Source organism: Mycobacterium sp. 050272 (assembly GCF_039023525.1).
Lineage (GTDB): Bacteria > Actinomycetota > Actinomycetes > Mycobacteriales > Mycobacteriaceae > Mycobacterium.
Window position 1 is genome coordinate 208,425 of the sequence record NZ_JBCHKV010000006.1, and the last position, 18,732, is coordinate 227,156.

The 18,732-nt window shown below is 65.3% G+C and carries 16 protein-coding genes; 1 reads left to right on the plus strand and 15 read right to left on the minus strand.

Going from position 1 to position 18,732, the window contains the following annotated elements:
- Positions 1 to 46 precede the first annotated feature (46 nt).
- Genes AAHS21_RS15155 through AAHS21_RS15200 form a run of 10 tightly spaced genes read right to left on the minus strand, consistent with a single transcriptional unit; the run spans position 47 to position 10,611 of the window.
- Positions 47 to 646, minus strand: a complete 600-nt coding sequence (locus AAHS21_RS15155; RefSeq protein ID WP_342928435.1) for a hypothetical protein — start codon at positions 644 to 646, stop codon at positions 47 to 49.
- Positions 643 to 1,323: an Mce protein gene (locus AAHS21_RS15160; RefSeq protein ID WP_342928436.1), complete on the minus strand. Its 681-nt coding sequence runs from the start codon at positions 1,321 to 1,323 to the stop codon at positions 643 to 645. Before AAHS21_RS15160 ends, AAHS21_RS15155 begins: the two co-directional genes overlap by 4 nt.
- On the minus strand, positions 1,290 to 2,756 hold the full coding sequence (locus AAHS21_RS15165) for an MlaD family protein (RefSeq protein ID WP_342928437.1): 1,467 nt from the start codon (positions 2,754 to 2,756) through the stop codon (positions 1,290 to 1,292). The genes AAHS21_RS15160 and AAHS21_RS15165 overlap by 34 nt, the downstream gene beginning before the upstream one ends.
- Positions 2,757 to 3,896 carry a virulence factor Mce family protein gene (locus AAHS21_RS15170; RefSeq protein ID WP_342928438.1) on the minus strand — a complete coding sequence of 380 codons (1,140 nt, stop codon included), beginning with the start codon at positions 3,894 to 3,896 and terminating at the stop codon, positions 2,757 to 2,759. It lies immediately after the preceding gene.
- On the minus strand, positions 3,893 to 5,209 hold the full coding sequence (locus AAHS21_RS15175) for a virulence factor Mce family protein (RefSeq protein WP_342928439.1): 1,317 nt from the start codon (positions 5,207 to 5,209) through the stop codon (positions 3,893 to 3,895). Before AAHS21_RS15175 ends, AAHS21_RS15170 begins: the two co-directional genes overlap by 4 nt.
- Complete coding sequence (locus tag AAHS21_RS15180; RefSeq protein ID WP_342928440.1) at positions 5,206 to 6,519, minus strand: MCE family protein; 1,314 nt, start codon at positions 6,517 to 6,519, stop codon at positions 5,206 to 5,208. Before AAHS21_RS15180 ends, AAHS21_RS15175 begins: the two co-directional genes overlap by 4 nt.
- On the minus strand, positions 6,516 to 7,544 hold the full coding sequence (locus tag AAHS21_RS15185; RefSeq protein ID WP_342928441.1) for a virulence factor Mce family protein: 1,029 nt from the start codon (positions 7,542 to 7,544) through the stop codon (positions 6,516 to 6,518). The genes AAHS21_RS15180 and AAHS21_RS15185 overlap by 4 nt, the downstream gene beginning before the upstream one ends.
- Before the next feature lie 34 nt (positions 7,545 to 7,578).
- Positions 7,579 to 8,973 (minus strand): MCE family protein, encoded by a 1,395-nt coding sequence (locus AAHS21_RS15190; RefSeq protein ID WP_342928442.1) that lies wholly within the window; start codon positions 8,971 to 8,973, stop codon positions 7,579 to 7,581.
- A gap of 3 nt (positions 8,974 to 8,976) precedes the next feature.
- Positions 8,977 to 9,834, minus strand: coding sequence for an ABC transporter permease (locus AAHS21_RS15195; RefSeq protein WP_342928443.1), 858 nt, complete (start codon positions 9,832 to 9,834; stop codon positions 8,977 to 8,979).
- Positions 9,835 to 9,843: 9 nt separating this feature from the next.
- A complete protein-coding gene (locus AAHS21_RS15200) occupies positions 9,844 to 10,611 on the minus strand; it encodes an ABC transporter permease (RefSeq protein ID WP_342928444.1) in 768 nt (255 codons plus the stop codon).
- Positions 10,612 to 11,287: 676 nt separating this feature from the next.
- On the opposite strand from AAHS21_RS15200, the gene AAHS21_RS15205 reads away from it, so the two are divergent.
- Positions 11,288 to 12,475 carry a lipid-transfer protein gene (locus tag AAHS21_RS15205; protein ID WP_342928445.1) on the plus strand — a complete coding sequence of 396 codons (1,188 nt, stop codon included), beginning with the start codon at positions 11,288 to 11,290 and terminating at the stop codon, positions 12,473 to 12,475.
- 416 nt (positions 12,476 to 12,891) lie between these two features.
- On the opposite strand, the gene AAHS21_RS15210 is transcribed toward AAHS21_RS15205, so the two are convergent.
- The 5 genes from AAHS21_RS15210 to AAHS21_RS15230 form a co-directional block, all read right to left on the minus strand.
- Positions 12,892 to 13,608, minus strand: coding sequence for a transglutaminase family protein (locus tag AAHS21_RS15210; RefSeq protein ID WP_342928446.1), 717 nt, complete (start codon positions 13,606 to 13,608; stop codon positions 12,892 to 12,894).
- Between the two features lie 191 nt (positions 13,609 to 13,799).
- Entirely contained in the window at positions 13,800 to 14,204 is a 405-nt protein-coding gene (locus AAHS21_RS15215; protein ID WP_342928447.1) for a Zn-ribbon domain-containing OB-fold protein, read from the minus strand.
- Positions 14,201 to 15,385, minus strand: a complete 1,185-nt coding sequence (locus AAHS21_RS15220) for a thiolase family protein (RefSeq protein WP_342928448.1) — start codon at positions 15,383 to 15,385, stop codon at positions 14,201 to 14,203. Before AAHS21_RS15220 ends, AAHS21_RS15215 begins: the two co-directional genes overlap by 4 nt.
- A gap of 137 nt (positions 15,386 to 15,522) precedes the next feature.
- Entirely contained in the window at positions 15,523 to 16,677 is a 1,155-nt protein-coding gene (locus AAHS21_RS15225; protein WP_342928449.1) for an acyl-CoA dehydrogenase, read from the minus strand.
- 260 nt (positions 16,678 to 16,937) lie between these two features.
- Complete coding sequence (locus AAHS21_RS15230; RefSeq protein ID WP_342928450.1) at positions 16,938 to 18,536, minus strand: AMP-binding protein; 1,599 nt, start codon at positions 18,534 to 18,536, stop codon at positions 16,938 to 16,940.
- Positions 18,537 to 18,732: the final 196 nt, after the last annotated feature.

Consider the following 18,732-nt stretch of genomic DNA (forward strand, 5'->3'; position numbering starts at 1 on the left):
GTCTGAATGCTGCGTGGTGCTGTGAGTGGAACCCCGATCATGTTGGCTAAATCGGCTCGAATTGGGAAATGAGCCATCGGCCATCGTGTTTGTCCAGCGTCACTCGCACGCAGGAGGTGGTGCTGGTGGGTGCGTCCCTGCCGACGATGACGGTCTGGTTGACGAAAACAAGGACGACGGCGTGGTTGGCGGTGGCCGACACCGACGCCGCGGCCGGAACGTTGGCGACCGCGGAGATCTGCTTTTGCCTGGCCCCGGGGATCACCACGTCATGTGTTAGCGAGGCATAGGAATCCTTGAATTGTCCTGTCAGTCGGTTTTGGGCGGCGGTCAGATCTTTCTCGGCAGTGCCGGGCTTGTAGGACAGCATCGAGATTGTCCCGTCGGTGGCGGCCCGCACGGACTCGGCGACGGCCAGCTGGGCCTCACGCAGGGAACCAACCTGCCATTTCAGCCCGCCGGCGGCTGCGCCGAGCACCAGTGCGAGGGCTGGCAGTATCCCGTAGGCGAACACAGCTGACCAGCGGATACGTCGTCGCGCCGTCGGCGGCGTGCGCTTGGCGTCGTCCTCGGTCGCGGTGGGTGTTTCCTGGGCCGGGTCGGTGTCGGTGGGATCGCCGGTACGACGCGGCTTGGGCCACCTCATGGCACGAACTCCACGTTGGAGACCTTGGCCTGGTCGCCGACTTGCTGCACGGAGATGCGCATCCGCCAGGCCCGTGGCTGTTGGTCGGGCACTTCGGCGTTCGACGTCTTGACCGACACGGCGACCAGTACCTGGGCGGTGCCGGCGGTTTCGGACTCCAGCGCGGCCTCGGTGACGGTGCCTACGGTGGTCGATTTGGTCTGTTTGACCACGGCGATGAACGGCTGTGATCGTTTGGTGAAGTCGTCGTAGAACTGCCCGGTCGCGCCGTCGATGATGCGGCGCACATCGTCGTCCGCGTGCTGCCAATCGATCGTCGTCAGGTTCAGCGCCGCCTGCTTGCCCACCTGCACATACACATTTCGCTGGGTCTGCGCCTGTTGCAGATGGTGCAGACGAAATCCCAGCCATCCCGCCAGCGTCGCCAGCGCCGCGATGGCGGTGACCCCTACCAGCATCGCGGCCCGCAGCGGCGAGCGGGTCGCCTTCGGTTCGTCCGGGGGTGCGGTGGGTGTGTCCTCGCCGTCGGGCGCGGTGCTGTCATCGGCGATGCCGGCATCGCCGTCATGCGTCGGGTCCGGGCCGATGGGTGAAAAGTCGCCGTGTTCATCCGGTATGAGCGTCGAGGTGCGGCCGGTGGTTCTCAGCTGCCCGGCGGTGTCAGCATCGTCTGCCACGTCTTCTCCTTCGGGCCGGTCTGGGCGAGGTCGGATTGGGTGTATTGCCTACCATCGGGTCCGATGTAGGTGCCCGTGGCGGGGTCGTACTGGGCGGCCGCTACGGGTGGTGGGGGTGGGCTCGCGGCAGCGGGAGGCGGGGTTCCGGTCGGCGGTGATCCGGGAGCTCCCTGGGGGATGTCCTGCCCGGACAGGGTGGCGTTGGGGTCGCCCTTCCAGTTGAAGCCGTCGTTGAGCGGTACATACTGTTCGTCGCTTTCGCACATTCTCACCGTGGGTGCGCGTTTGCCGGGAACGGTCTCGCAGGGGATGTTGCGCGCTCCGCGTACGTTGAACGGCGAATCCTGGGGCACCCGGCAGTACAGGTCGCCGGCGGGGCGTTCGGGGCTGTCCTCGAAGGACGGGGGACGCCGCTGCTGGGCGGGTAAGAACCCGGTGGTGCAGGCCGGTGGGAGGTTGATGTTGAGGTTGAAGCTGATGTACTCGCCACGGTAGTCCTGCTTGGTGTTGGCATTGGCGACAACACTGCCAGCGCGGATCGCGGCCGCTTGCGGCAGCAGCACCAGCAGTTCTTCGATGTCATTTCGGTAGGTGAGGGCGACTTGGCCGACACTGACCAGGTTGGACAGCAGGATCGGCAAGGTGGGCTGGAATCGCTCGAAGAGTTGTCGCAGCTCGCCGGCCGCAGGGCCGCCGTGGTCGATGATTCCCGCCACCGCGTTGTCGTGGGTTTGCAGTTCAGCGGTGACCGTGGCCAGGTTGGCCGCCCATGCCTGGATCGAATCGGAGGTCTGGGTCTGTGAGTCCAGCACCGGTCGGGACTGGTCGATTAACGACGTCAGTGAGTCGAGGTTGGTGCGGGCGTCGATCGACAACTGGGTGGAGGCCCTGACCAGCCGGGCGAGTTCGGGGCCCAGCCCGCCTACTGCGGTGTATGCCTCGTTTATGGCGGTGTTGAGGTTGTCCCGCGGGATCGCCCGCAAGCCGGTGTTGACCGCGGCGAGCAGTTTGTTGATGTCGGGTGGCACGGAGGTGTCGCGCAGCGCGATGACGTCGCCGTTTTTCAACGGCGGCGCGGCGTCGCTGCGGGGCAACAGGTCGACGTACTGTTCCCCAATCGCCGACTGGCTGTGCACCTCGGCTTTGACGTCGGAGGGAATGTCGATGCCGGATTTGAGCGACAGCACCGCTGCCACGCCGGTGTCGGTGAGGTGCACCGACTCTACCCGCCCCACTTCGGTGCCGCGGTAGGTGACGTTACCGGTCGCATACAGCCCGCCGGTTTGCGGCAGTTCCATCGTCACCGTGTACCGGCCGATACCGAAGAGTTTGGCGGGAAGTTTCATGAAGTGCAGCGTCATCAGCGACATCGCGACGAGCGCGAGCACGGTCAAGATGGCCAGCTGAACCTTTACACGTTTGTGCAGATACATTTAGGGTCCCTGATCCCAACGGTACGGAATGATCAGCGGGTTGGCTTGGGTGTAGGGGCTGGGCAGTTGGCCGACTGTGCGGCCCCATTGCAGCTCCAGTTCGGTGAGGTTGCCCTCCCACCGCGTGCCGGTGAAGAGTGCGGAGTCGATGCGGCTGAGCGTGAGGTCGACGATCAGGCTCAGGTTGCCGTAGTCGCCGCGCATCCACTTCTCAAGCGTTTCATTTGGGAACGGATAGGTCGTGTAAAGACTCAGGGCACGTGTCAGACTGGGCCCGGCGTTGGCCAGCGATTCCAACACTGGCCCCATGTCCTTGAGTTCCCTGACCAGATTCGCTTTGGTCTGGTTGACCGAGTCGACCGTCAGTGCGCTGAACTTGCCGAGCTGATCGGCCGCCTCGATGAGGTTGTCCCGCTCGTTGTGTAGTTCGACCAGCGCGTCGGGGATCTTGCGCAGCGCGGTATCGAGGACGGGTTTGTTGTCGGCGAACTTGCCGGCCAGGTTGTTGAGGCTGTCGGTGGCGGCGATGATGTCGCTGGTTTGGTCATTGGTGAGGGTGGCGAATCTGTCGAGTTGTTCGATCATGCTGCGCAGGTCGTGTTCTCGTCCCCGGAGTGCGGTGGAAAACGCCCGGGTGATGTCTTGGATCTGCCCCACTCCGCCGCCGTTGAGCAGCATGGAGATCGCGGCCAGGGTCTGCTCGGTGGTCGGGTAGGCTCCTGCGTGCGCCAAAGGGATCAGGGAGCCCTCGTGCAACTTCCCTTCCGGTGGCGTGTCCGCCGGCGGGGCGAGTTCAAGGTGCAGCGACCCCAGCAGGCTGGTTTGGCCGAGCTTGGCGGTCGCGTTGGCGGGCAGGTCGACGTCGGCGTTGAGCCGCATGGTCACCAACGCGTGCCATCCTTGACGCTCGATCCTGCTCACGGTGCCGACGGTCACGTCACCCACCTGGACCCGGGAGTTCGGTTGGATGTTGCTGACATCGGGCATCTGTGCCTGCACGACGAAGGAGCCCGGGCCGGAGCCCTCGGTTCCAGGTAGGGGAAGCGAGTTCAGCCCGCGCCAGCCGCAACCGGGAAGTGTGGCCAGCGCGAGGGTGATAAGCAGTTTCACCGCGACGCGGGCAAATCGACGCGCTGTCATGAGCCGCCTCCGGCCGGGACCATGAGGCCGGAAAGGCCATCGGATGGGTTAGTCGCCACTGGCATGGGCGGCGCGGCGGCCTCGGCGGGCAGCGGCGCAGGTTCGGGCGGGTGGGGCGCGGCCGCCGCGACGGGGGGCGGCACGTAGTCGGGTCGCATCCAGTCCTCGCTGTAGGTGACCTCGTTGGGCCTTGCCGATGCCCCGACGATGAGGTTTTCGCCCAGTGGCGGGAAGTTGTACTGGCGGTTCTTCACGATCGGCGCGAGGTACTGCACGCACAGTTTCGAAGCCTGTTCGGCGCCCAGACGGGAGGCTGCCTGGATCGCACCGCACAGGAAACTGATCGGGTCGGCGAAGTTGTTGACCGCGATGGCACCGGTCATCGTGCCGCCGGCCGGTTCGTAGATGAAGATGAAGTTCTGCAGCGTCGAGGGCAAGATGTGCAGTGTTTGTTTGATGTCGTCGAGGCTGTCGACCATCGCGGTGGTGACCGAGGCCAACTTGTCCGATGCGCCGCCCAGAGCATCACGATTTTCTGCGGCGAAGCTCTGCACGTCGGCGACCACACCGTTGAGCGTGTTGGTTGCGCGGCCGACTTTGTCGGGATCGTCGGCCAACAGCCCTGTGACGGCGGCCAGGTTGTCGTTGAGCTGGGTGAGCAGCCCGCTGCTGTCGTGCAACGCCGACACCAGTGTCGCGAGGTTCTTCAGGGTGGAGAAGATGTCGTCGCTGTGGTCGCCGAGGGCCGACAGCGCCTGCGACAGCTTGATGATGGTGTCGCGGATGTTGGCACCTTGGCCGCGCAGGTTTTCGGCCGCCGTGTTGATGAACGCGCCCAGTGTGCTGACGCCGCCGGGCTGGGTCGGCCGGAGCAGTTCGGTCAGCCGCTCGACCTGCGCGCGGAAGTCGTCCCACTCGACCGGGACCGCCGTGCGGTCCTGCGGGATCACCGCGCCGTCCCGAATCACGGGTCCACTGGTGTAGGCGGGGGTCAGCTGGATGGCGCGCCCGGTGACCAGCTGGGGCGAGAGGATGACCGCCTTGGCGTCGGCGGGAACCGAATATTTGCGGTCGATCCAGAAGGTGACCTTGACCCGCTGTGGTTGGGGTTCGATCTTGGCGACGCGCCCGACGGGCACACCCAGGATGCGCACATCGTCGCCGGCGAACAGACCGTTGCTGTTCTGGAAGAAGGCGATCACTGTGGTCTTCGCCGCCGGGCCGGTGCGGCCGAGGGCGGCGAACAGCCCGCCGACCAGGATCGCCGCGAGGACGATCGCCGTGGCGGCGCGGATGAGACGCGGCCGGGTCATGGCTGTCCCCCAGGTTGTGCGGGCGGCGCTTCACCCGGTGCCGGCACGTAGACCGGGGAGGGTGTCGGCTCGGGCGTGTTTTGCATGCCGGGTGGCGGCGGTGCGGGCGGTCCGGGCGGGGGCCCTCCGGGCGGCGGAGCCGGTAGGGGTTCCCGGTACGGATAGCGCGGATCACCCGGCTTTCCCGTGATCGCGTCGGGCAGGTTCAGTCGCGGTTCGCCGCCTTGCCCGGTCCGGGGGTAGGGCACCGGCAATGCGGGGGTTGCCGGCTGGCCGGTGGGCGGGTCGATGCGCTGGGAGGGCGGCAGGGTGGCCGGGTCGAGCCCGAGATCGGAGAACGCTGCATCGACGAAGGGCTGCACGAACTGGCCGGGAAGCAGGTTCGCCAGGTATGCCTTGAAGAACGGGCCCGACGAAACGGCTTCACCTAGGGAAAGTGCGTAGGCATTGAGCCGCTTGATCGCGTCCTGGAGGCGCTCCTTGCGGTTGTCCACGATGGTCAGCACCCCGTTGAGCTTGTCCAGCGCTGGGCGCAGCTGCTGACGGTTCTCGGCGATGAACCCCTTGAGTTGTTGGGCGACTGCCGTGATGTTGTTCCAGATCTCATCGATCGCGTTGGATTGGGTTTGGAGTTCACCCAGCAACGCATTGGTGTTCCTGACCAGAGTGACGATCTGATCGGTGCGCTGGGCCAGTACTGCTGTGGCTTTTCTGGCGTTGGCCAGTAGGTTGCGTAGCTGCGCGTCGCGTTCGTTGAGTGTCTGGGAGAACCGGGCAACTCCTTGCACCGCGTTTCTCAGCTCCGGCGCGGTGCCGGAAAACGTTTGGGCCAAGGTGGCCAGCGAGTCCGACAGCTGGTTGGTGTTCAGCCCGCTGATCGTGGTGGCCAGGTCGCCAAGGGCGTCGGGTAACTGATAGGGCGACACGGTCCGCTCCATCGGGATCGTGGCGGTGAGTTCACCGTCGCCGCGCGAGATGACGTCGAGGACCTTGCTGCCCAGAAGGCTCTTGGTTTTGATCGCCGCCTCGGTGCGCTCCCCGAGATGGATTGTGTTGTCGACGGTGAACTTGACGAGCACGCGTGTTCCGTCGAGTTCGATGCTGGACACTTTTCCAGCGGGGTAGCCGGAGATATCGACCGAGGCGCCGGTGTGCAGTCCGCCGGCATCGGCGAAGTAGGCCGAGTACTCGTTGGCCTGGTTCAGGAAGGGCAGTTTCTGGAAGTTGAGTGCGGCCAGCACGATGACCGTGACTGCAGCGAGGCCGATGGCCCCGATGAGCGGGGTGTTGCGTTCGGAGAAGGATTTCATTTCGGCGCGCACCGCCCGGTGCTCTGGCCGGCCACCTTGACATACACCGGTTGCCCCCCTTTCCCGTTGAGCTTCAAGATCAAGTCGCACAGGTAGAAGCTGAAGAAGTCACCGTAAATCCCTTGCCGCGCAAGGGCTTTGTACTTGTCCGGCAGCGTGTTGAGGATGTTGTCGAAGTAGTCGTGATCGGCGAGCACGATGCCGGCGGCCCGGTCGGTCTCGTGCACGACTTTCTGGAACGGCTCCCTGACTTGAGAGAAGAGATCGGCGACCGAACCGGCGGCCGCGTTGGTGTGGGCCACTGCGTTGGCGATGTCCTTCTTGCGCCCGGCCAGTCCGTCGATCAGGCCCGACAGGGAGGTGACCGCCTTGTCGAGCTGGTCAGACTGGTCGCCGAGCGACCCGAGGACCACGTTGAGGTTGGTGATCACTTGCCCGAACAGCTGATCGCGGTCGGCTAATGTGTTGGTCAGTGCCGCGGCCTGGTTCAGAAATGATCCGATAGTGTCACCCTGGCCCTGAAATGCTTGGATCAGTTGGCCGGTGAGCGCGTTGACCTGATCGGGGTCCAGCGCCCGGAACAGCGGCTGGAAGCCGCCGATCACTGCATCCAGATCCAGCGCGGGTTCGGTGCGGGCCAGCGGAATCGTGTCACCGGGCTGCAGTGTCTTGACCCCCCCGGCCCCTTCTTCAAGTGCCAGGTAGCGGTCGCCGAACAGGTTGTCATACCTGATCACCGCCCGGCTTCCCTCGGTGAGGATCACCGAGTTTTCCGCCGAGAACTCGACTCGTACGGTCGAATCCCGATTCACCGAGATGCCGCGCACCTTGCCGACCTCGACCCCGGCGACGCGTACGATGCTGCCTTTTCTCATGTTGGACACGTTGCTGAACTGGGCGAAGTAAGCCTTCCCCTCCTCGAACCGGAATTCCGCGAAGATCGCCAGCAGGGCGAACATGCCGAGGGTGGAGACCGTCAGGAACGCGGCCAGGCGCCAGACAGTGCCCTTGAGCTGTTTGCTCACACTCTCTCCTGTCTTCGTGTCATCGGGGGGTTGGTCACCCCGGCGGGGCTACGGGAGTCGGTTGGGCCGAGGCCGGGGCGGCATCTGGCGTTGGTGGTGGCGGGGGTGGTGGGACCCCGGGCCACAACGGCGTTCCGCCCGGTCCGTACAGCGGCGCGCCGTACGGCGGCGCTCCCGGGTAGGGGACGGGGCCGGGCGCCGGGCCGGGCAGGCAGGGCCGGATGCTCGGCGGTTCCGGCACGCCGCGGGTGACCGGGAAGAAGTCGACCCAGCAGGGGTGCCCGACGCCGGGGTTGGGTCGCCAGTCCAGGCCCGTGCCAAAGCCGACGTTGGTGATCAACTGTCGCACCGGCCAGTTCTTGGTCGGATCGGGCATCGAGCCGCAGCCCGGCTTTCCGCCGGGGCCGCCCTTGGCGGCGACGATGGGCAGATTGTCCGGGTAGGCGAAGGGGTCGTTTCCGAACATCAGGGCCGCGTCGAACTGGCCCGAGCGCCCGTCGGCGCCCGCCCACGCCGTGTAACCGCCGTTGTTGAGGTACCACGTCGCGCCCTGCAGGGCGCAGGCATAACTGGGGCTGTACTGCAGCAGCAGGTCCGTCGTCGGCGCCAGCGCGTTGACCGCGCCAACGAGATTGTCTTTGCTCGCACCGAGCAGGTTGATCCCGGCGTGGGACATGCCGGTGACGTTGAGCAGCAACGCATCCAGCGCTTTTGAGTGATCCACGATCGTCGTGCTGGTAGTACTGGCCGCATTCAGAACCGCCACGATGTCCTTGGCGGCGCTGCTATAGGTGTCGTTGAAACTCTTGAACGAGCGCCAGTCTCGGCGGATGGTGTCGCCGCGGGCGTTCAGAGCCAGCAACACCTCGTTGAGGTCGGTGGTGGCCTCGCCGATCCGTTCACCTTGTCCGCGCACGGCGTCGGCCACCGCGGTCAGTACGGCGTTCAACTTGGCCGGGTCGATAACCTCGATCAAGTCGACGATGTTCTCGAACACGGTGTTGATCTCGGTGGCGACGTTGACCGAGCGCAGGACCGCGCCGGCGGCAAGCCGCTGCGCGCTAGGGTGCTGCGGCGGGATCAGCTCGACGAACTTGGCGCCGAACGCCGTGGTCGCGTTGATCTGCGCCTCGACGTTGGCGGGGATGTATCGGATCTGATCCGGCTCGATCTCCAACATGAGGCTCACGGAGTTCTTGCCGCCGGTGATCTGGGCGACGCGGCCGACCTGAACACCGCGCATCTTCACTTTCGCGCCGCTGTCCATCACCACACCGGCCCGATCAGAGGTCAGCGTCACCGGCACAAAGGACCTGAAGGTGCCGGCATAGGCGGTGGAGGTCACGAAGAGAAACGCGGCGATCGCCACAACCAGAATCAGCGTCCACCACCCGGTGTGTATGCGGTTCTCACCTGGCCTGTGTTCCATCCGTCACCCCGCCAGGTTGAAGTTGCCGGACTGGCCGTAGATCGCCAGCGAGATGAACACGATTTCCACCGCCGCGACAACCATGGAGGTGCGCACCGCGCGCCCCACGGCCTCCCCGACACCGGCGGGCCCGCCGGTCGCGGTGTACCCGTAGTAGGTGTGCACCAACAGGATCACCACCGTCATCACGACCGATTGGAAGAACGACCAGATCAGGTCGGTGGGATTGAGGAAGGTGTTGAAGTAGTGGTCATACACGCCGGAGCCCTGGCCGTAGATCGCCGTGGTGCCGGTCCGAGCGGCGAGAAACGCCATCATCACCGCCACGCAGTACAGCGGAATCACCACGATGACGCCGGCCAATACCCGGGTAGAGGCCAGATAGGCGACGGTGCGAATGCCGATAACCTCAAGCGCGTCGATCTCCTCGTTGATGCGCATCGCTCCGATTTGAGCGGTCGCGCCGGCGCCGATCGTCGCTGACAGCGCTACCGCAGTGGTGCCCGGCACGATGAGCCGGACATTGAAGAAGGCCGACGCAAACCCCGTCAAGGCCTCCACCCCAACGGAGGCAAACTGGTTGTAGCCCTGCACCGCGACCAACGCGCCGGTGGTCATGGTCAAGAAGCCGACGATCGCGACCGTGCCCCCAACCACAGCGAGGGCCCCAGACCCTAGCCCCATTTGCGCGATGAGCCGCAGCAGTTCGGTCCTGCAGTGCACTACGGCGTCCGGGATGGAACTCAGGGTCGTGAAGTAGAACCGGGTCTGTGATCCGATGCTGTTCCATCCTGCGATCAGCTGCTCAAGGGCGCGCCGAAGCCTGGGATGCACACTCGTCACGACGCTGCTGCTGCTCATGGATCGTCCTTACTGCACCGTGAACTGGATGCCGACGGCAGTGACGATGACGTTGATGGCGAACAGCACCATGAAGGTGAACACCACGGTTTCGTTCACCGCGTTGCCCACGCCCGCCGGGCCGCCGCCCACCGAGACGCCCTTGTAGCAGGCGATCAGGCCGGCCGCCAGGCCGAACAACATCGCCTTGATCAACGCGACCACCACATCGGCGGCGCCGGTGAGCACCGTCAATCCTGCGACGAACGCACCTGGTGAGACGTGCTGGACGAAGACGACGAACAGGAACGCACCGGTCAGGCCCACCAGGATCACCGTGGAAGCCAGGGCCAACGACACCGTGGTGGCGGCAAGCACGCGCGGGACCACCAGCGCCTGGATCGGGTTGATGCCCATCACACGCAGCGCGTCGAGCTCGTCGCGAATCGTCCGCGCGCCCAGGTCCGCACACATCGCCGTGGCGCCCGCTCCGGAGACCACCAGAACCGTGACAATCGGGCCGATCTGGTTCACGGTCCCGATCGCGGCGCCGGTGCCGGAGAAATCCGCCGCCCCGAACTCTGTCAACAGAATGCTGAAGATGAACACCAACAGCACCGAATACGGCAGCGTCAACATCAGCGCCGGCAGGATCGACACCCGCGCCACAAACCACGTTTGGTTGACGTACTCACTCCACGCGAACGGCGGGCGGACCATCTGCACGAACGTGTCCAGCGACATCGCGAAGAAGTCGCCGACTCCGCGTATCGGGGTCGACAGAAGGCGCGATGCCATCACCACCGGTTCCCGCCGATCGCGCCAGCCGCCCGCCACCGACCGCCGCTTCGGCCGCAGCGCGTTAAGGGAATGAGCAGCGCAGGTGCGCTCGTCACAGCCAGCACCGTCATCGGACCACCCCAGTTCTTCGCACCCCTGCGGCACGATTCCTGATAAGCATTGGCGATACTATAGGACACATTGTGACTGCCGTCACCCCCCCCTCGCCATCCTTGCGTGAGATTGCCAAGCCGCGCTGTGTTGCACCGGCTTGCCGACCTGCGGCCGGTTTCACCGGCGCTTGCGATGTGACTCATCTGCAATTCAGCTCGATCCGCTGAGTTAAACGCCGACGTCGGCGCTGCCGGCTGCGTTGTTAATGGATCGATCGCTCGTTGGTGCGCCGGTGCGGCCCGGCCACCGCGCGGTCCCCGCGAAGGTCGAGGTCGCGGATATCCATGAAGTTTGCTGAGGAACGCGGAAGGCCGGATCGGTTCGGCCGGGTATACATAGGGATCTTTATGACGATATGGTGTGAAAGTATCGGAGGCGATCTGGCTGGGATCGTTTCGCAACGCCAATCCCCCGTGTGGGGGCAATGCGTCCGCGAGCTAGCTCGACAAGACAGTGGACCCACCAGCCGACGAGTGAGTGTTTAGTGACATCACCGATGAGAACTGAGGACTGGAGGCCGATGACAGGGCGGATCGTTGTGGCGGGGGTCGGCATGGTGCCTTTCGCCACCCCGAGCAAGAGTGATCCCTATGACGTAATGGCCGAAGGCGCGGTCAAAGCGGCGCTGGCCGATGCCGGCGTGGAACTCGGCGACGTGCAGCAGGCCTATGCCGGATATGTTTACGGCGATTCGACGTGTGGACAGAACGCGCTGTATCGAGTCGGCATGACCGGGGTGCCGATGATCAACGTGAACAACAACTGCTCCACCGGTTCGTCGGCGCTCTGGCTCGCTCGCCAGGCGGTAGCCGGCGGTAGCGCCGACTGCGTGCTCGCGTTCGGGTTCGAGCAAATGCAACGGGGCGCGCTGAAATCGCACTGGGATGACCGGCCGACACCATTTGGGCGGTTCGCCGAGGCAGCCAGCAAGGCCCAAGACTGCCCCGACGGTGTACCCATGCCAGCACTGTGGTTCGGCGGCGCCGGCGCCCAGTACGCCGACCGGTTCGCAACCCGCCCAGAGACCTTCGCCAAAATCACGGTGAAGGCGCGCCGGCACGCGGCGAATAACCCCTACGCGGTGTTCCGTGAGCCGCTGACCGTGGACGAGGTGCTGGCCTCACCGCACATCTACGGCCCGTTGACCCGGCTGCAGTGTTGCCCGCCCACCTGCGGGGCGGCGGCCGCTGTGCTGTGCAGCGAGGAGTTCGCCCGCAACCGCGGCCTCGACACCACCGTGGTCATGGCCGCGCAGGCATTGACCACCGACACCGACAGCAGCTTCGCCGACGCCGACATGACCAAGCTGGTGGGCTATGACATGGCGCAGTCGGCGGCACGGCAGGTCTACGAACAAGCCGGCGTTGACCCCAAGGACATCCGGGTGGTCGAGTTGCACGACTGCTTCACTTCCAACGAACTGCTGACCTACGAGGCGCTCGGACTCACCCCGGAGGGCACCGCGGAAAGGTTCATCGCTGACGGCGACAACACCTACGGCGGACAGGTGGTGACCAACCCCTCCGGCGGGCTGCTTGCCAAAGGGCATCCGCTAGGGGCAACGGGCCTCGCACAGTGCGCCGAGCTGGTGTGGCAGGTGCGAGGTCAGGCCGCGGACCGCCAGGTGGACGACGTCAACCTCGCGCTGCAACACAACATCGGTCTCGGCGGCGCCGCGGTCGTCACCCTCTACGAAAAGCTGCGTTGACATGTCCCGGTGGAGGGCCGCCGATGCGCCATGAGTTAGCGACGATGACGCTGACGGGGCTGAGCTCCTGCGCCAAACTGCTGGGAAGATGGATGCCGTCGACGTCGACCACGACGCTGCCAGCGTCTTTCGACACCGTTCGACCGCCGTATCTCGTGGCAACCCAGCCTCGAACAGCCAGGCCAGCTCACCTTCCCCATCGGAATCGTATGGAGTGTGCCCGTATCCTGCGCGGGAACACCAGGAAGAGAGCGCTCTACCAGCAGTTCAGGCGCAAGCGGGCGACCCCCAGCCCGGCCCTGAATAGCAGCGAGCCGATGCGGATTCGAACGCGCGTTCAACTTCGCGTGGCAGAAGGAACGTGAATGCCGGTGTCGTCCGGCGAGACGCTACCGAAACTGAGGGTTTGGGAAACCCTATTGAGGGTGTTGAAAGCCCGTGTCCGACACCGCGGTGGGCATGCGATCCCATCGGTAGGTTTCTCGAAATGCGGTCATCATTTCGTCGAGCGGCACGTCGGTGTACCAGCCACGGTCATTCACGTACTCCATGTGGCGCCGACCCCGACCGTCGTAGGCATGCAATAGCGCGTCTGTCCTGCCATCGAATTCCAACGGCGGCACACCGAAACGGGCGCAGAGCTCGCTGTTGAACGCCGGGGATGCCTTCACCCAGCACTCATTCAGGTACATCTCGGTGTATCCGTGGTAGACGAACAGATCGGTACCCATCACTTCGCGCAGCTTTGGGGTCGACAAATGGTTTCGCACGTCGGCGAAGCCCAGTCGCGCAGGGATGCCCACCGCGCGGGCCGTGGCCGTCAGCAACACCGCCTTCGGCACGCACCAACTATCCGTTGCTTGTGCGACTTCGCTCGCGCGAAAACTCTGTTCGTCAGCGCGGATCGTGTACGGGTTGTATCGGATACGGTCCCGCACGGCGTTGAACAGCTGTGCGGCGCGAGCCGTGTCGGACTCAGCTCCACGAACGGCGGCGCGCGCGAAAGCAATTACGCAGGGATGGGCAGAGTCGATGAACCGGGTCGGAGCCAAGAAGGCCGACAGATGTCGATCAGGATCGGCCACCGATGCCGATCGGGCAACAGAGTGCACGAACAGCACGTTATCAGCCATTAACGCCACACACCATCGAGCGTAACGGAGGTCACCGCCAATCAGTATGCGCGCACGTTCGCGGTTGTGATCGGCGGCTGCACCCGCGAGGGTGCCGAAGGCCTGTCACCGGTCAGCCACACCTGGCGACATGCCCGAATAGCCGCACGGTGACCCGCAGTATGCCTAACAGCTGAGCGCGTCGGCGCCCGTCAACTCGTGGCCCCGATCGGGCGGAACTGCGGAATCGCGAGCTGGCCCCGCGGTTCGAACGTGACCTCGACCGGTGTGCCAACCTCAACATGCTGCGGTGAACAGTCGATCACGTTGGCCATCATCTGCGGACCTTCCGACAACTCGATGACGGCCAGCACATAGGGCGCCGCGAAGGCCGGCGACGGGGGCTGGTGCACCACGGTGTAGGCCAGCACCGTGCCGCGGCCCGAGGGTTGTTCCCATACCAGATCGGTTGCCCAGCAGTACGGACACCAACGGCGGGGATGGTGGTGAAACCGTCCACAGGCGCGGCAGCGTGGCAGCACGAACCGGCCCGCGGCCGCCTCCTGCCAGTAGACCGCGGTGCTCGCAGTCAGGGTGGGAACCGGTGGGGCTGTCATGGCGTCCTTCCCAGCAGCACGGTCGAGTGGTCGGCCATCATGCCGCCGTAGGTGTGCACCAGCGCGATCTCAGCGTCGACTTGGCGCTCGGTCGCCTGACCCATAACTTGCCGCGCGCCCTCGATGAGCATCGACATCCCCGAAGCGTCGCCGGTGTGCCCGAACGACAGCAACCCCCCGTAGGTGTTGACCGGCAGATCACCGCCAGGTGCGCCACGGCCATCGAGGAAGAATTGGCCCCCTTTGCCCGGCCCGACCAACCCGGTCTCCTCCACCAGCAAGATCGGATTGATGGTGAACGCGTCGTACAGTTCGGCGAGATCCACGTCGGATGGGGACACCCCCGCCATGTCGAACGCGGCGCGCGCGGAAACGCCGGCACCCATGGTGGCGAAGTCGCTGGCATGGCTGATGTTGCCGTGGTCGTGAAACTCCCCAAAGCCGAGCAGATAGGCGGGCTGTTCGGTCAGTTCGCGAGCCCGCTCGCCGCGCGTCACCAGGAACGCCGCACCTCCCTCGCACGGCACCGAACAGTCCAGCAAGTTGAACGGCCACGCAATCGGGCGCGAGTCCAGCACCATCTCGATGCTGAGCGGGCCGCCGTCACGCATCAGCGCCTCCGGGTGCCGCAACGCCCACTCACGGCTGGAAACCGCGACTGCTGCCAGGGCTTCCCGCGTTGTGCCACGCTCGGCCATGTGCCGGGTGGCCGCCAGCGCGTACAGCGCCGGAATGAAGCTTCCATACGGATACTCGAAATCGGGGTGGCTGATCATGCGCGCCATCGCATCCGCGCCGCCCTTGCCCACCTTCGGGAACTTGCCCGCGCCCACGCACAACACCGCGTCGGCCAGACCCGCGCTGATCGCCACCGCAGCACGCGACAACATGATCGTGTAGGTGGCACCACCGACATTGACCGTCTCGCAGAATCGGGGACGAATCCCCAGCGCGTCGTTGAGCCGCTCGTGGACGAAGATATCGGCGCCGCTGCCGGCGGCCATGCCCGCCGGGCACACCAGCAGACCATCGACATCGGCGGGCCCGAGCTCGGCGCCGTCCAAGAACCGGCGCAGCACCAATTCCGGCATGCCCGCCGAGTCCTCGTCGGGATATCGCCCCGGGCGCAGTTCTTCGACCGCCGCCACGGCAGGACAGCCAGCAAGGGCGCCCGAACTCATGACCACCTCGCAACCGTCCAGAAACCAACACGTCGCCAGCCCGTACAAGCAGCCTGTCCAACGTCATCGGGCCCTCGCCCAACACCGGGCACCGTGTGTGCACACCCAGAACTTGACACCCGCCGGGGCCCCCGCCGTCAGTAGGACTTGGGCAGGCCCAGGCTGTGCTGGGCGACGAAATTGAGGATCATTTCCCGGCTGATCGGCGCGGTGCGCATCAGCCGCGCCGGACCCCACAGCGTGGCCAGCCCATACTCGGTGGCCATCCCGTTGCCCCCATGAGTCTGGATCGCCTGATCCAGCGCCAAGATCCCCGCCTCCGCGGCCGCGTACTTCGCCATATTGGCGGTCTCCCCCGCACCGGCATCCCCGGCGTCATGCAGCTCAGCCGCCCGCTGGGTCATCAACCGCGCCAATTCGACCTGAATCTTGGCGTGCGCCAGCGGATGCGCTACCCCCTGATGCGCCCCGATCGGAATGTCCCACACCCGGCGTTCCCGGGCGTAGGCGCACGCTTTGTCCAGGGCGTAGCGGCCGATGCCGGTGCCCAGCGCCGCGCCCATGATCCGCTCCGGGTTCAACCCCATGAACACCTGGCGCAGGCCGTCGTCCTGCGCGCCGACGAGGTTGCCGCCAGGCACCCGCACGTCGTCGAAAAACAGCGTGAACTGCTTCTCCGGGGTGACCGCTTGCACCGGGATGAGTGTCTTCTGCAGTCCGGCGGCGTCGGTGGGCACCACCATCAGCGAGAGTCGCCCGCGGCCCCGCTCGTCGGTGCCGGTCCGGGCCACCACCAGGATGGCATCGGCCTCGTCAACCCCGGAAATGTAGTACTTGGTTCCGCGCAACACCCACTCGTCGCCGTCACGGGTCGCCGTCGTGGCGATGTTGTGCGAGTTCGAACCCGCATCGGGTTCGGTGATCGCAAACGCCATGATCGTCTCGCCACTGGCGATCCCGGGCAGCCACCGTTGTTTTTGGTCCTCGGCGCCAAACGCCTGGATGATCGTGCCGCAGATCGCCGGCGACACCACCGTCATCAGCAACGGACAGCCGGCGGCGGCCAACTCCTCACCCACGGCATGCAACTCATAGATCCCCCCGCCCCCGCCGCCGTACTCCTCGGCGATGTTAACCCCCAAAAAACCCTGCTTACCGACCTCCCGCCACAGCTCGGTCGACTTCTCGCCGGCCAACGACTTGCTCAGGTAGTACTCGTGGCCATATGACCGCGCAATCGCCGCCACCGCAGCCCGCAAGTCCCGCCGTTCCTCGCTCTCGCAAAGCTCCATCCCACCTACTCCTTTCCGTTCCGCCCACGCTCACTGTGACGGTGCCCGCACCAGTGAACGACGGGTGTGGCGCAACCGAAATGGCGTTCACAGCGGAGTCCGCCGGCCAATCGTCCGGTCATGCAGCGCGTTTGTGTGCAGTCAGCGATCACACGTTAGCGGCGATTAACATCGGGGCGCAAGTTCCTGACAGGCGGCGTCACCACGGGGCCCCGCTGCCGGCGTTGTCTTCGACGCGTCCCAAGGCGAGCGACTGATAGTCAGGTCTGAAAATATCCTCGGTACTGGTCGCGCAGCACATTCTTTTGCACCTTGCCCGTCGCGGTGCGCGGCATTTTGTCGGTGAAGATCACCGCTTTGGGGACCTTGAACCCCGACAGTCGGTCGCGCGCCGCAGCCAGCACGTCGTCCTCGGTGAGGTCGGCGCCTGGTTTGGGGGTGATGATCGCTGCGATCGCCTCGGTCCATCGCTGGTGCGGCAGTCCGACGACGACCACTTCGTGGATTCGGGGTTCCCCTTCGTAGAGCGCCTTTTCGACCTCGATCGAGGCCACGTTCTCGCCGCCGGTCTTGATCACGTCTTTCTTGCGGTCGGCGAACCATAGCAGTCCGTCGGCGTCGAAGCGTCCGATGTCGCCGGAATGGAACCAGCCGTGCGCGAATGCTTCCGCGGTGGCCTCGGGGTTGCGCAGGTACCCTTCCATCGCGTGTGGGCCGCGATAGACGATTTCGCCGGCCTCACCGGCGGGGAGTAGATTGCCGGCGTCGTCCATGATCCCCACCTGGACATTGGGAACCGGCAGGCCGACCGAGCCGGGATGTGAGAGCTGGTACTCAGGCGGAAAGACGGTCGTCAGCGGGTTCATCTCGGTTTGGCCGAAACCGAGCGCGAACTGGCAGTCGAATACCTCCATGGCCCTACGCAGGTCGGTGTCGGGCATCGGTGCCATCGCATACAACGCCAGGCGCAGGCTCGACAAGTCATGCTCGGCAATGTCGGGGTGGTCCATCATCGCCCGATACATCATCGGCAGCCCGAAGATCTGGGTAATCCGCTCGCCCTCGATGGTCGCCAGCAGGGCGGCTGGGTCGAACGCACGTATCAACACCGCGGTGCCGCCGACGTAGATCAGCCCCGTGGTGAACCCGTTGAGCTGGGCGGTGTGGAACAGCGGCATCATGACCGCTGAGCGGTCGTCCTCGCTGAACCGCAACACCAGGGGGGCCGTGAGTGACTCGATGTAGACCGCGAGATGGCTGCTCACCACCCCCTTCGGCACCGACGTCGTTCCGCTGGTGTAGAGGTAGCTGAGCGCGTCACGGTCATCGACGAAGCATTCCGGTTCGGCGGGACTGGCGTCGCCGACGAACTCGCTCAGCGCCCGCCATGAGTGCCGACCGGCGGATTCCCATTGTGTGCCGGTGCCGGGTGCGACGATCACATCGGTCGCCTTGCGCTGTTCGAGGCGGTCTAACGCAGCCCCGACGAGTTCGGTCAGCTGGCTCTCCACAACCACCCCCCGGGCGCGGGAGTGCTCAAGCACGTAGGCCGTCTCAGACGCCCCCCAAGCGAGGTTAATCGGGACACACACCACTCCGGTCTTGGCGCACGCGTAATAGGTAAGAAGGAACTCGATGCTGTTGCCGCAGGCCAGTGCGAGCGCGTCGCCCCGCTGGTAGCCCGCGGTCAAAAGCGCGTTGGCCAGCCGGTTCACCGCCGCGTTCAGCGCACGATAGGTGAGCCGGCGCTCGCCTTCGATCACGGCTTCGTGCTCGGGGCGCCGCCACGCGGTGCGGGTGAGCATGTCGCCGACATTGAGGCGTGTCACGAGGTTCTTTTGCAGGTCCGAGGCGGTCATCAGCGTCTCCTTTCCGCCGAGGGAAGTTATCGCCTGGGTGCATACCCGGGAGAACTGCGGTCAGTTGGGTCTGCTTGGGGTGGCAAGCCTGTCGGGGTTGCGCCCCTCACTCAACCAGGTTGTGGCTTCGGGTCCTCGCTCGCGTGCGTCATGCTCGGTCCCGGAACGGTGATGGGTGTCGGGCCGCCAATGCAGT